The organism is Sphingomonas sp. AC435 (assembly GCF_979253005.1).
In genome coordinates this window covers 16,701-29,099 of record NZ_CEEDCJ010000005.1, presented here as the reverse complement: position 1 = coordinate 29,099, position 12,399 = coordinate 16,701, and the positions used below count along the sequence as shown (strand labels likewise).

At 63.2% G+C, this 12,399-nt stretch carries 14 protein-coding genes; 5 read left to right on the top strand and 9 right to left on the bottom strand.

All coding sequences use genetic code 11. From position 1 onward, the window contains the following. The first annotated feature begins 1 nt into the window (after position 1). Positions 2–718, top strand: a complete 717-nt coding sequence (locus tag AC0CH8_RS11565; protein ID WP_465240013.1) for a hypothetical protein — start codon at positions 2–4, stop codon at positions 716–718. A gap of 393 nt (positions 719–1,111) precedes the next feature. Here the strand turns inward: AC0CH8_RS11565 and AC0CH8_RS11560 are convergent, their stop codons facing one another. Then, entirely contained in the window at positions 1,112–1,825 is a 714-nt protein-coding gene (locus AC0CH8_RS11560) for a hypothetical protein (RefSeq protein ID WP_465240012.1), read from the bottom strand. 357 nt (positions 1,826–2,182) lie between these two features. Here AC0CH8_RS11560 and AC0CH8_RS11555 point away from each other — a divergent pair, with 357 nt between their 5' ends. Then, positions 2,183–2,686 (top strand): hypothetical protein, encoded by a 504-nt coding sequence (locus AC0CH8_RS11555; protein ID WP_465240011.1) that lies wholly within the window; start codon positions 2,183–2,185, stop codon positions 2,684–2,686. Between the two features lie 103 nt (positions 2,687–2,789). Here the strand turns inward: AC0CH8_RS11555 and arsC are convergent, their stop codons facing one another. The 5 genes from arsC to AC0CH8_RS11530 all read right to left on the bottom strand — a co-directional run bounded on the left by arsC (position 2,790) and on the right by AC0CH8_RS11530 (position 6,599). Continuing rightward, the gene (gene arsC / locus AC0CH8_RS11550; RefSeq protein WP_465240010.1) at positions 2,790–3,218 is read right to left on the bottom strand and encodes an arsenate reductase (glutaredoxin); all 429 of its coding nucleotides are present in this window, start codon (positions 3,216–3,218) and stop codon (positions 2,790–2,792) included. Positions 3,219–3,231: 13 nt separating this feature from the next. Beyond that, a complete protein-coding gene (locus AC0CH8_RS11545; RefSeq protein ID WP_465240009.1) occupies positions 3,232–3,564 on the bottom strand; it encodes an ArsR/SmtB family transcription factor in 333 nt (110 codons plus the stop codon). Positions 3,565–3,818: 254 nt separating this feature from the next. Beyond that, positions 3,819–5,105 (bottom strand): glycoside hydrolase family 130 protein, encoded by a 1,287-nt coding sequence (locus AC0CH8_RS11540; RefSeq protein WP_465240008.1) that lies wholly within the window; start codon positions 5,103–5,105, stop codon positions 3,819–3,821. Further along, on the bottom strand, positions 5,102–5,929 hold the full coding sequence (gene xth / locus AC0CH8_RS11535) for an exodeoxyribonuclease III (RefSeq protein ID WP_465240007.1): 828 nt from the start codon (positions 5,927–5,929) through the stop codon (positions 5,102–5,104). Before xth ends, AC0CH8_RS11540 begins: the two co-directional genes overlap by 4 nt. A gap of 271 nt (positions 5,930–6,200) precedes the next feature. Further along, positions 6,201–6,599 (bottom strand): DoxX family protein, encoded by a 399-nt coding sequence (locus AC0CH8_RS11530; RefSeq protein ID WP_465240006.1) that lies wholly within the window; start codon positions 6,597–6,599, stop codon positions 6,201–6,203. 342 nt (positions 6,600–6,941) lie between these two features. Here AC0CH8_RS11530 and AC0CH8_RS11525 point away from each other — a divergent pair, with 342 nt between their 5' ends. Continuing rightward, complete coding sequence (locus AC0CH8_RS11525) at positions 6,942–7,148, top strand: cold-shock protein (RefSeq protein ID WP_465240005.1); 207 nt, start codon at positions 6,942–6,944, stop codon at positions 7,146–7,148. Positions 7,149–7,274: 126 nt separating this feature from the next. On the opposite strand, the gene AC0CH8_RS11520 is transcribed toward AC0CH8_RS11525, so the two are convergent. After that, on the bottom strand, positions 7,275–7,655 hold the full coding sequence (locus AC0CH8_RS11520) for a response regulator (protein WP_465240004.1): 381 nt from the start codon (positions 7,653–7,655) through the stop codon (positions 7,275–7,277). A 183-nt stretch (positions 7,656–7,838) separates the two neighbouring features. On the opposite strand from AC0CH8_RS11520, the gene AC0CH8_RS11515 reads away from it, so the two are divergent. Together AC0CH8_RS11515 and AC0CH8_RS11510 are read left to right on the top strand one after the other, a co-directional pair. After that, positions 7,839–9,020 carry a sensor histidine kinase gene (locus AC0CH8_RS11515; protein WP_465240003.1) on the top strand — a complete coding sequence of 394 codons (1,182 nt, stop codon included), beginning with the start codon at positions 7,839–7,841 and terminating at the stop codon, positions 9,018–9,020. 503 nt (positions 9,021–9,523) lie between these two features. Then, complete coding sequence (locus AC0CH8_RS11510) at positions 9,524–10,360, top strand: alpha/beta fold hydrolase (RefSeq protein ID WP_465240002.1); 837 nt, start codon at positions 9,524–9,526, stop codon at positions 10,358–10,360. Between the two features lie 86 nt (positions 10,361–10,446). Here the strand turns inward: AC0CH8_RS11510 and AC0CH8_RS11505 are convergent, their stop codons facing one another. Both AC0CH8_RS11505 and AC0CH8_RS11500 read right to left on the bottom strand, forming a co-directional pair. Continuing rightward, a complete protein-coding gene (locus AC0CH8_RS11505) occupies positions 10,447–10,731 on the bottom strand; it encodes a UBP-type zinc finger domain-containing protein (protein ID WP_465240163.1) in 285 nt (94 codons plus the stop codon). Positions 10,732–10,745: 14 nt separating this feature from the next. After that, entirely contained in the window at positions 10,746–12,389 is a 1,644-nt protein-coding gene (locus AC0CH8_RS11500; protein WP_465240001.1) for an FAD-dependent oxidoreductase, read from the bottom strand. Positions 12,390–12,399: the final 10 nt, after the last annotated feature.

Here is a 12,399-nt window from a genome sequence, read left to right as displayed (position 1 = left end):
CTTGAACCTTCAGGCGCTCGCCTGTCGGCACTGCGGCCGCGACGTGTCGGGCCATCTCTACCTTTTGCGCCGCGTTGACGAACTGCAACAGGCAATCGACGAGCTCCGCAGCGGCAAGACCGAGGCACCGGACCCGATCGGGGCAGCCGAGCAGAGCAGTCCGCCCCTCTGGATGCCGATGGCCGTAATCTACCTGCTTGCGCCCTTCCTACTCCTCGTGCTCGCGCACTACGTTCTGGTGATCAGGCTGGACCTCAGGCCAGGATGGCTGCTGATGGCGACAGTGATCATTCCGCTTCCGTTCGGCGTTGGCGCGTTTCGCTGCGGCGAGGGCGGGATCGTCCGTTGGCTGGTGCTCTATCTCCTGAGCTCCATAATCACCGTCGTGACAATGAGCGTCGTCACCAGCGCTGCCTTCGGCGAGGCGACCACGATCATGCCGACCAGCCGGACAGAGTGGGTGGACACGGTGGAGTTCGCCCTTAGCATCTGGCTCAGCTACGGGACGGCGCTTTTCGCATCCTTGCTCTGGACTAGGACGTATGATCCGAACCATCGGAGCGTACGGGCGGCTCAGCAGAGCATCAGCCTGTCCATCCGGCGCTTCGTGGCGGTGTCGTCGCCTCAGACGATCGATCGGCTGAGCAAGGCGGTTGGCTCAGTCGGTACGATTGCCACGGCGCTTGGAGCCATCGTTCTGGGCATTCAACGGCTCTGATAACAAGTGATTGCGTTGGCAGATGCAGGCGCTGATAGCCGCTCCGTTCTGGTCGCATTGGGCGAGCTCCGCGACGTCAGAAGCGCGCTCGGGCTCGCATCGACCGGGGTATTCGCCTGGACGTCGGCGGCAGTCTCCTGCTGTCTGCTTCCCACCATCACCATACATTCAGCATACGATGCTCCGTGAGGTAGCCGACTTTGGAGGACGATAAACTGACGTCGGCTTCTGGGAAGCGGTCGGTTGCACCTAAACGTCGTCTCCTGGGTCTGACCAGCGGCTCGAAGGCGATGCTGTCGCTCAGCAGGCTGAGCCCGGGTTCACCTCCGCCTCAATGCCGCGAGCTGATAGCCCCCTTACTTCGTGACCGCCACGGCCACTCTGGCCGGCGAGTTATCTCGCTCGAGGATCAACAAACCGCCAGGGCACTGGTGCCGTCGAAGGTTTCCAGCATGCCTCCAAGCTCGCCGCGAACTCGGCCGCCCAAGCGCCCGGGCTGCCCGGCTTCGCCCAGCCCTCGTATCGCGAGCGCACTAGGTAGTCGCCGATCTCGAGCGAGATCTTATCGGCGTGCAGCACGATCTCGACCGGTCGGCCGGTCAGATCGACTGCCGACGAGAATTTGAGGTCCCGAACGGTTGCGAGATGGTCCGTTGCAGTGGGGCATGCACGGATGTCGGCTTCGAGCCACTCCAGGCCTGCTTCGTCGAGCGTTCGGAGCAGGGCGTCCTCGTTCTGCGGCTTTGAGCGCGCTATCATACCGAAAAGTCGCTGCCCTCGAGCCCGCGGCCTCGGCGGTGCGCCCTCGAAGGGAGAGCGGACCATTCGAGCGATCAGACGTTCGCCGCAGGTTCGGCGTGCCTCGCCCTGGTCGGCATCGGTGCAGCCTCTGCGAACCGCGATCGCGTAAACGGGATAGCCGTAATCGTCCCCAAGGTAGCGGACCGACATCGCTCGCTCGGACCGTTCGGGGAAGAAGCGGGTCGGGTCGAATGCAAGTGCGCGGGTCCGTTCGCGAAAGTCGTAAGACGGAGGAGCATCTTGCGCGCACAAGGGCGTAACCTGGCCAAGGAGTAGCGCGGCGACGATGTAAGCAGGTCGGATCATTATCACACACTCACGTGTCGGGTCGGAGCTGCATAGCGGGTCGCAGTCGTGGCACGGGAGTGTCCGTTCCATCCGGTCTTGCCACTCAGTCTCCTGAGGAAATGCTCGAAGGTAGCTCCGATGTCGAGGTGCACGAACGGCAGGTGTCAGAAGAATTCCTAGCTGTCCTGAATGACCGCATGTGGCTCTTAACAGCCTACGAAGCTATGCGCATGTCCACCGCTCTTTGGGTCACGGCCTTCAGCATGCTGGAGAGACCGCGTGCGGTGATCGACCCATCGGTGCCTCAACGCCTCTAATGCTTGCAAGCCGTGACAATCTAGGCTTCATCCGATCAGCATAGCTACGGCTGAGGGAATGGAAATGTTTATCCCCAAATGGTTGATCGTCCTAAATGGGGTTCTGCTCGTAGCGATTTCGGCATGGTCTTTTCTATTGGCGACCTCCCGCAATCCGTTCCCCTTTCCCGATCCCGGCTCGCGTATCTTCGCAGCCACATCGGTCGAGGCGAAGAGCGCCGTGGTCGCTCTGCTGGTGGAGCAAGGGCTAGGTGAGCGCCTTCAGGCCGATTCCGGAGGCGTAAGCCTTTCGATCATGATGGATGGTACGATCATCAATCACTCGCCCCCGGCAATTGTAAGCAAGGTCGGCGGCGCGACGGCCTGCATCGGGCTGGTCGCAGATGATCCCACCGCCGCTGCCCGCCACGGGGCCAGCATCCTGCGGTCGCGTGGGTTCTCGGCGGATGTCGTGGTTGGCGTCGAGCCGGGGATGCCGGTTGCATTCCTTCTCACTAATGCGTTGGCCGGAAGCTGCCTCAACTTCCGCCCGCATGTTATTCATATGCTTAGCAGGTCGTAAGGCGCCTGCTTACCGATGTGATGGACCATTTTACGATCGTCGGATGAAGCGTCCGTCGGCGCACAATCCATTGCCCTATCAGGACGCTTCGAAACGATCCACATTACAGCGAGGCATCCACGACCTGTTCGCCGTCTTCCTTGGCGAACGCGCCGCGCTGCGGCTCCGGCAGCAGATCGAGGACGGCCTCGGACGGACGGCACAGCCGCACGCCGAGCGGCGAGACGACCAGCGGTCGGTTGATGAGGACCGGGTGCGCGATCATGGCGTCGAGCAGCGCGTCATTGGTCAGCGAGGCATCGGCGAGACCGAGCTCAGCGTAGGGCGTGCCCTTCTCGCGCAGTAGATCGCGGGGTGTGATGCCGGCGCGGTCGATCATCTCGATCAGCAGGGCGCGGGAGGGTGGGGTCTTCAGATACTCCACGATGTGCGGCTCGATTCCGGCGTTACGGATCATCGCCAGCGTGTTGCGCGATGTGCCGCAGGCAGGATTGTGGTAGATCACGATGTCGACGGCCGCATCCTTGGTCATCTTGGGCGTCCTTTCAGCAGCAGGGGGCGAGTTCGGCGAGGAGCGGCGCACACAGCTCGGGCGAGCCGGCGCAGCAGTCCTTGACCAGGAACAGCGTCAGCGCCCGTAGGCCGTCGAGGTCGGCGCGGTAGATAATGGACCGGCTGTGTCGCTCGGATCGGACGATGCCGGCACGGGCCAGGATGCCGAAATGCGCCGACATGGTGTTCTGCGGCACGTCGAGCTGGCGGGCGATCTCGCCTGCCGCCATGCCAGTCAGCTCTTGCCGCACCAGTAGGCGGAACACGTCGAGGCGGGTGCCTTGCGCGAGCGCGCCAAGAGCTGAGATGGCCAAACCGTTATCCATGCATCCAGCATAGCGGAGATAATGAGGTTAGCCACTGGGTCATTGGACGCACGTCTTGCAGTGCTGCCGGCTTTCGAAGCCGTCAGTACGCTGTCCACCAGATCGACAAAATCGCAAATAAAACACGTGCGGAAACGTGTCACATCGAGCCGATGAACAGGCGTCCGATGATGGGAGAGGAAAAGAGGGCGTAAACGTCCGACTGTGGGTCTTCTTTACGCGGGGCTGAGCCGCCTCGGCAGGCGCGCCGCCTTCTACTCCATGCACTTGAGTAGGTTGTTGACGGATAGCGAACCGAACGCTGAGAAGCTGTCGGCGACGGCATAGGGCAGCAGCATTCTGCGTCCGCTGAGCAAGGCGCCGCAGCTATAGACGACGTTCGGAACGTAACCGTCGCGCTCATGCGGGCTGGGCGCGAGCACCGGCCGAGGCGTCCGCGCCAGGAGCTTCGCTGGGTCATCCTTGTCGAGGAGGCAAGCGCCAATGCAGTAGTTGCGGACTGTGCCGACGCCATGGGTCAGCACCAGCCAACCCTCGTCGATCTCAAGCGGTGAGCCGCAGTTGCCCATCTGCACGAACTCCCAGGGGTAGCGTGGCTCGATCAGCTTGGAGCCGCTGTTCCAATGGAGGAGGTCGTCGGACGCGTTCAGCCAGATGGTCCTGTTGTCCTGCCGACCGAGCGTCACGTAGCGGCCGTCGAGCCGGCGTGGGAAGAGCGCCATACCCTTGGCGCTGGCGACATCCCCGGTGAGGGTCCGCATCTCGAACGCCTTGAAGTCCCTCGTCGTGAGCAGTTCCGAGCGGGCCTCAGCGCCGCTGAAGGCGGTGTAGGTGCCGTGGTAGGTGACCTGCCCGTCGTCTTCCACGAAGCGCACCAGGCGCATGTCCTCGATGCCCTGGCGCTGGCTGGGCAGCGTCGGGAAGAGCACGGTCTCGGAGATGCTGCGGGATCCGCCGCAGTCGAGATGGACGGCACCATCGTCTTCGTCGCGCGGGACGATGATCGGCGGCACCGACGTCGATCCCGGATCGTCGATCGTGAGGTCGCCACCCGGCGTCCACACGCCCGTGCGGAAGGTGACCGACGACACGTGGCCTTCGCCGACGCCGCGCAGCGAGAGGACGAAGCGCACCGCGCCGTCGGCGAGTCCCGACTGATCGGGGTGGGGGACGGCGCTGGGATTGAAGAGCGCCGCGGCCTCGTAGGCGTATTCCTGGCTGAAGTAGGCGCCGATCAGACGCTGCTGTTCGGGGGACAGGCTGGCTGCGCCGGGGATGCGGTCGACCAATTCGCCAAAGCGACGCAGCAGCGTCGCATCCACGTTGCGGTGGTTCTCGTCGAGAGAGGCGGTGACGCCCTCGAGCTGGCGCTGCAGTTCCTCGTCGTCGAGGCTCAGGATCAGCTCGACTGTTTCGTCCGTACGCGTGCGGCCGCCGTCGAACCCCTTGGGATAGCCTGGTTCGAAGGGGCGCACGACGGTGCGGGAGGGATCGGGTTTCAGAACGACATCGTAGAAGTCCACATGGGCGCGCTCTGTCATTCGTGTTCCTTGTTCCGCCGCGGCGATCGGGGCGGCTTGTTGATCGGCTTCTCGGCCGCAAGCCGTATCCACGTCGGCGCATGATCGCTGGTCTTCTCCCAGCCGCGCACCTGTCTGTCCACCTGCGCGTCCTCCAAGCGATCGGCAAGCGAGGGGCTGAGCAGCAGATGATCGATACGGAGACCCGCGTCTCGCCCGTAGGCGTTCCGGAAATAGTCCCAGAAGGTGTAGATGGTCTCGTCCGGGTGAAGCATGCGGAGCGAGTCCGTCCAGCCTTGATCGATGAGCCGCGCGTAGAGCGCTCGAACCTCTGGCGCGAACAGGGCGTCCTTGGTCCAGCGTTCCGGTTTGTAGACGTCGGCTTCCGTCGGCATGACGTTGAAGTCGCCGGCGAGCACCACCGGCAGGCCGCTCTCCAGCAGTGTCCCCGCGTGAGCGATGAGCTTTTCGAACCAAGCGAGCTTGTAGTCGAACTTGGGACCGGGCCGCGGATTGCCGTTTGGCAGGTAGAGCCCGCCGATAATAATGCCGTTCACTGCGGCTTCGATGTAGCGGCTCTGCGCAGGATCGGGATCGTCCGGCAGTCCGCGCCTCGTCTCGTGGATCTCGCCGACACGGCTGAGGATGGCAACGCCGTTCCAGCTCTTCTGGCCATGCCAGATCGAGTCGTAGCCGAGGTCGCGGATCGCGGTCGCCGGAAACTTCTCTTGCGGTGCCTTCAACTCCTGCAGGCAGACGATATCGGGCTGCTCCTCCTCCAGCCAGCGCAGCAGCACGGGCAGGCGGCCGTTGACGCCGTTCACGTTGTAGGTCGCGATCTTCATGCGCGCTCCAGCTAATGCAACGCTGCTCACCAGCCCAAGAAGGTCGGTTCAAGCTAGCCGGGTATCAGCGTCATCAGGGATGAACGTCTCTCAGCCTTTTCGGTCAGATCTGGGTGAACGTACCAAGCGGAGAGGCGGCTCCATAGGCGTAAATGTCTGCAGACCCGCCCTGCAGCACATAGTCACCACCAGCGGCAGGAACGCGATAGCACAGACCTCGCTGAGCCACGAAGCCGCTCGCCGGTTAATCCGAACACATGGCCAGCCGAGCTTACCTGCTGCTCGGTCGACGCAGCGGAAGCAGCACGCGCAGGCGAGGGTCACGCAGCCACAGCCCTCCCCAAGCCCCGACGCCCAGCGCCACGTTGATGACTTCAGGGAAAATCACGACCTGGGTAACACGCAGATGCGCGGCGAGTGCGCCGCCAACGAACCCCGTTATGAGGATAGCGCCTAAAACTGCTGTTCGCGGGAAGGCGTAAGTGACGCCACTCACGAGCGCGAGCATTGCCACCGGAAACAGTGTTGCCGCGCCCCAGCCATCCGATGCCATGTCAGATGCAATTAGTTGCGGCTGCAATAATCCGGCGAGCCCGTCGGCAATCATCAGCAGAGCGACCAATCCACTCACCGCAACGCCGGATTGGTGCCGAACTGTGTCCTTGTTCATCTTCCGTCCCCCTGCTTCGATCGCGCGAAACATGAGGTAGATCGTATATTGGCGCTAGTCCCTTAGTCGTCGAACTTATCGGTGACGCAGACTGCGATGACGTTTGTAGATGGCCGGCAGCTAGCCTCAGCATGTGGCATTTGCGAGTTTGATGCGACGCATCAGGGGTCATCTTGGCCGTTCCCTGCAGCTGCGGCTTGAGCTATGCAGGAGGTGCTGACGTCGCGTGCGACGGATATCGGGCCGCCTTGGCTCCTCCCTTTGTCCCTATCTAGCCTCACCGAAGCCGGGACGCGCCGCTGTTGGCGCGTGCCCGTCATACATGGGACAAGGATACCCATCATGATCACCGGAACCGTGAAATTCTTCGATGCCGCCAAGGGATTTGGCTTTATCGCACCTGAGACCGGAGGAGGCGACGCCTTCGTTCACATCTCTGCCGTTGAGCGTGCAGGCATGCAGACGCTCGAGAAGGATCAGCGCGTCACTTACGAGCTGGAGCAGGACCGTCGCGGCAAGACTTCGGCCGTCAACCTTCAAGCTGCATGATCGACAGACTCTGGCGGCCTGTGCGCCGCCAGAGTACCGTTCGTGGACGGTGCATTAGCGATCCAGCGTGGTCTGATGTCACGCTGCGGTTCGGCCGCAACGACCGGCGAGAACCGCATGGGCGGTCTAGGCCGAGATGATAGGAACGTGGCAGTTGTCTTGTCCGGATAGCTGCCGAAAGGCCTGGATAACCGCTCTCTCGAGGATCGGCTTTCCCAGGATCACGGCAGGCAGATCACAGGGACTGCACGCTTCTGGAGACCCAGTGATGAAGATCACCGGTATCGGCCCGTGCTCCGCAAGAATCGTCTGGACCGCCAAGGGCCCGCTGCCGCAGGCCAGCTTCACATCCGACATGATCATGTCGGGTCGGCGAACGCGGGCGGCGCTAACCGCGTCTTCCTCCGTGTCGACCTGCGTCACCGATGTGGCGCCAGCCTCTGTCGCCAGGCTCGTGATATGGTCGGATATCAGATACTCATCTTCAATCACCAGAACGTGGCACATAAATAATTCTCAATAGCAAGTTTAAGCTATAACCTTCGGGGTCGTGCTATCGATCCGTGCGCCAGGAGCGAAACACTCCCACATCACGCTCAAGCTAGATATTGATTTGACAATCTTCTGATTAGAGACGCCTGTCGCGGCATCCGGATTTATGAGCGCTCGGGCGCAAGGTGCATTTCTTCCATGAATAACTACGAGCATGACATGGCGGACACGCCGGACCGGTCGCGTGCGGAACGCCATCTGGAAGGTGTCCGACTTCAAGGCGGCATGTTCGTGGAGGCGGTGCGGGTCACCCGCATGCCGATGATCGTCACCGATGCGACGCTTGAGGGGAATCCCATCATTTTTGCCAATGAGGCTTTCACTGGCCTGTCGGGGTATTCGGTCGAGGAGCTTCTCGGCCAACACCCGCATTTCATGAACGGTGACGGGACCGATGCCGAGGCGATAGCCAGCTACCAGCAATCGATGCGGGACGGCGAAGACGCGACGCTTGAACTCGTGCAATACCAAAAGGACGGCACGCCGTTTCGCGCCATGCTGTTCGCAACGGCTCTCGGGGACGGCCAGGGCAGCATTACCAACCACTTCCTGTCGTACCTGGACATTTCACGAAGGTACGATGCGGAGGAAGGGCTTCGCCTGATGACGGAGCAGCTGGAGTCCAGGGTCTCCGACAGGACTCGTGAGCTCGAGGCCGCAAACAAGGCGCTGGCGCTACTCGTGGACGAGCGCGAGATGCTGGTGGCCGAGGTCAACCACCGGGCCAAGAACAGCCTTTCCATCGCTGCATCGCTGATCAGCCTGCAGGCGCGCAGACAGGTCGATGGGAACGTACAGGCTCTATTCTACGAAACGCAGGAGCGGTTGACGGCCATGGCTCGCGTCCATGACCTGCTCTCCAGGTCTGAGACGATGCAGCGGATCGATGTGTCGATCTACATGCGGGACCTGTGCGAGGCGCATCGTCCAATCGCGGAAAGCGGAGGGCGTATCGAGATCGAGACGGATCTTGAGAGCGGGATCATGGTGAACCCGGACACCGCTGTACCGCTGGGGATTGTACTGACAGAACTCATCACCAACGCGCTGAAGTATGCTTTTCCTGAACCGCGCTCCGGACGGCTGCTGGCGGAGCTTCGTCGGACAGACGGAGATCGTATAGAGGTCGTCATCTGCGACGATGGCATTGGCATGGCGGAGGCCCGTGAAGGGTCTCTGGGCTATGGCATCATTCGCTCGCTCGTACGCCAGATTGGCGGAACGCTCGACGTGCGCAGCGTCAACGGGTTGACCGTGACGATAAGGTTTCCGCATCAGAAAAGGGCGACGCTCAACACACCGGCGGGCGCTGCCTCATAAACTGTCCCGCAAACGACCACGACGTCAGCCGCTGCCGCGAAAGTTCTCCGCGTATTCGCCTCCTCAAGCTGCCCGTCCCTCGCGAAAGCCGCGCAGCCAGGCGTGTCTCAGCATCGGGGCGTTGTGGCCGCGGTGCGGGCATCGATCCTCGCCGATCGTAACGTCTGCGCTGGCCAGCCGCCCGTCTTGAAAAGCCTTGTCGAACGATGATTGCGAGGTGAATGCCAGCAAGCGCCAGCCAAACCGCTGTACCGAAATCGATCATTCGTCACCTCGCGCATGAGCCGGCCTACCTTATCCGTGGCAAGTTGGTTCTGAAGAGGCACACCGTTCCTGTAAGCCGGCAAGTGCGGCTCCCTGCAGGTGGCGCGCCGTGCGGTTCGGGTGCCTGCGGTCGGAACCGAGGCACCCGAAACCTCAGTATAATACCGCGCTAGCGAGGAATGCCCGACAGACCTGACGTCGGACGGGCTGGTGCTCCGTCTGCTTTGATGGAGGACAGCATGGCATACGTTACCACCGCCGACGGCGTCGAGATCTTCTACAAGGACTGGGGCCCCAGGGACGCCCAGCCGATCGTCTTCCATCATGGCTGGCCGCTGTCATCGGACGACTGGGACGCGCAGATGCTGTTCTTCCTCGCCAACGGTTACCGCGTCGTCGCGAGCGACCGGCGTGGTCATGGCCGTTCGTCGCAGGTCGGCACGGGACATGACATGGACCATTATGCCGCAGACGCCTCGGCCGTGGTCGAGCATCTGGACCTCACCGATGCCGTCCACATCGGCCACTCGACCGGTGGCGGAGAGGTCGCCCGCTACGTTGCGAAGTTCGGCCAGCCGCAGGGCCGGGTGGCCAAGGCAGTCCTGGTCAGCGCCGTACCGCCCCTGATGGTGAAGACAGAGGCGAACCCCGACGGGACGCCGATCGAGGTGTTCGACGGATTCCGCGCAGCGCTGGCCACCAACCGTGAGCAGTTCTTCCTCGATGTCGCCTCCGGGCCGTTCTACGGATTCAACCGCGAGGATGCGACGGCATCCGAGGGCGTAATCCGCAACTGGTGGCGTCAGGGCATGATGGGCGGCGCCAATGCCCATTACGAGGGGATCAAGGCGTTCTCCGAGACCGACCAAACCGCGGACCTCAAGGCGATCACCGTGCCGACGCTGGTCCTGCAGGGCGACGACGATCAGATCGTGCCCTACAAGGATGCGTCGCTGCTCCAGGCGAAGCTCCTTCAGAACGCCACGCTCAAGGTCTACGCGGGCTTTCCGCACGGCATGCTGACCACCCATGCCGACGTCATCAACCCGGACCTGCTCGCGTTCGTGCGCAGCTGAAGCCGTCGGGTCGGTTGATGCGAGCGGAGCGGACCAAATCCGCTCTGCTCTTTTCGCGCATCATTCGAAAGCTGCCAAGCGGCGGATCAAAAGTATCGCGGAATTGGCCCGTCCTGCGGCGTCTGGTCGGGCAGCTCTACTTCGACGTCGTCGATGTAGCACCATCCCCAGCCTTCGGGTGGGTCGTAGCCTTCGATGATAGGGTGGGCCGTTGCGTGGAAGTGCGCGCGGGCGTGCCGGTGGGGTGACTGGTCGCAACAGCCAACATGACCGCATTCGCGGCATAGCCGCAGATGCACCCACTCGCTGCCGATCCTCAGACAGTCCTCGCACCCCCTGGCGCTGGGGGTCACCTCGTGAATGGTGCTCATGTGCGTGCAGGGCATCAGTGCGTCTCCTTCTTCGATTGTTCGGCGAGCATGCCGTGGATCTGGGCGACGACGGCGGCACCCTCGCCGACCGCGGCGGCGACCCGCTTAGTCGAGCCAGCGCGAACGTCGCCGATCGCGAACACGCCGGGCTGGCTGGTTTCCAGCGGCAGCGCACCGTTGCCGGTTATGATGAAGCCCTTGCCATCGGTCTCGACGCACTCGTGCGCCCAGTCGGCGTTGGGATCGGCGCCAATAAACAGGAACATATGTCGCACCTCGCGCCGAGTCAGCGTGCCGTCGCGCCGGTCGCGGAACGTCGCCGCGGAAAGCCCGGTGGCACGGTCGCCCTCGAGCCCCGCGACTTCGCTGCCGACATGCATCTCCACATTGGGCAGCGCGGCAATTCGATCGATCAGGTAGCGGGACATCGTCGCCGCCAGTTCGCGTCGGACGACAAGGTGCAGCTTCTTAACCTGAGGTGCCAGGAACACGACCGCCTGTCCCGCGGAGTTGCCCCCGCCGACCAGCACGACCTCTTCGCCCGCACATAGCCGCGCCTCGATCGCGGAGACCCAGTAGGAGATGCCCGCGCCTTCGAACTCGGTGAGGTTGGGTACGTCCGGCCGACGATAGCGCGCGCCCGATGCGATCACCACCGATCTCGCCTTCACGCGTCGATCGTCGGCGCAGAGAAGACCGAGTTCGGAGCCGTCGCAGTCGAGGTGCTCGACCGCAATCGGGATCGCGACCTCCGCGCCGAACTTCAGCGCCTGGTTGAATGCCCGACCCGCCAGTGCCTGACCCGAAATGCCGGTCGGAAATCCTAGATAATTCTCGATCCGTGCCGACGCGCCCGCCTGCCCACCCATCGCGCGTCCGTCCATAACGATGACGGACAGCCCCTCGGACGCCGCATATACCGCAGTTGCCAGACCGGCCGGTCCGGCTCCGACAACGGCGACGTCGAACATCCGCTCGGCATCGATCGCGGGCACGACCCCTAGGCACGCCGCCAACTCCTCGACGCTCGGGCGCTTCAACACCGGCCCGGTCGGACAGACCACGAGCGGCAGTTCCTCCGGCAGCACACCGGTGCGTTCCACCAGCGCGCGGCCCTCTTCGTCGGAGCGGACATCGAGGACGAGGTTCGGCAAGCCGCTGCGGCCAAGAAAATCCTGCAGCCGCATTATGTCCGGACTACCGGGCATGCCGATGAGGATCGCGCCGGCCCCGCCTTCCTCGATCAAGCTGACCCGCCGCAGGATGAGAGCGCGCATGACGATCTCACCCACGTCCGCCGACCCGATCATCAGCGCCCGCAGATGCGCAGGATCGAAGGGGAGCGCGAGGCACCCCTCCGGACCTGCGCGCCCGGCCGCGATTGACGGACGACCCGCCAGCTGGTTGACCTCGCCGGAGAACTGGCCGGCATGATGCGTTGTGATCGCCGCCTCCTGCGACAGACCGTCGCGGCGCATGACCTCGATCGCCCCGTCAAGCACCAGCCAGGCCGGCGTGCCGTGATCGCCGATGCCGTAAAGCACCTCGCCGGGGGCGAAGCGCGTCTCGGAACCGCTGGCGAAGCGGCGCGCCGTTTCGATTTGCGATTGTGAGAGGACGGGGAACCGCTGGTGCTCGCGCGTGTCGATGGGTCTCATCCTGATCTCC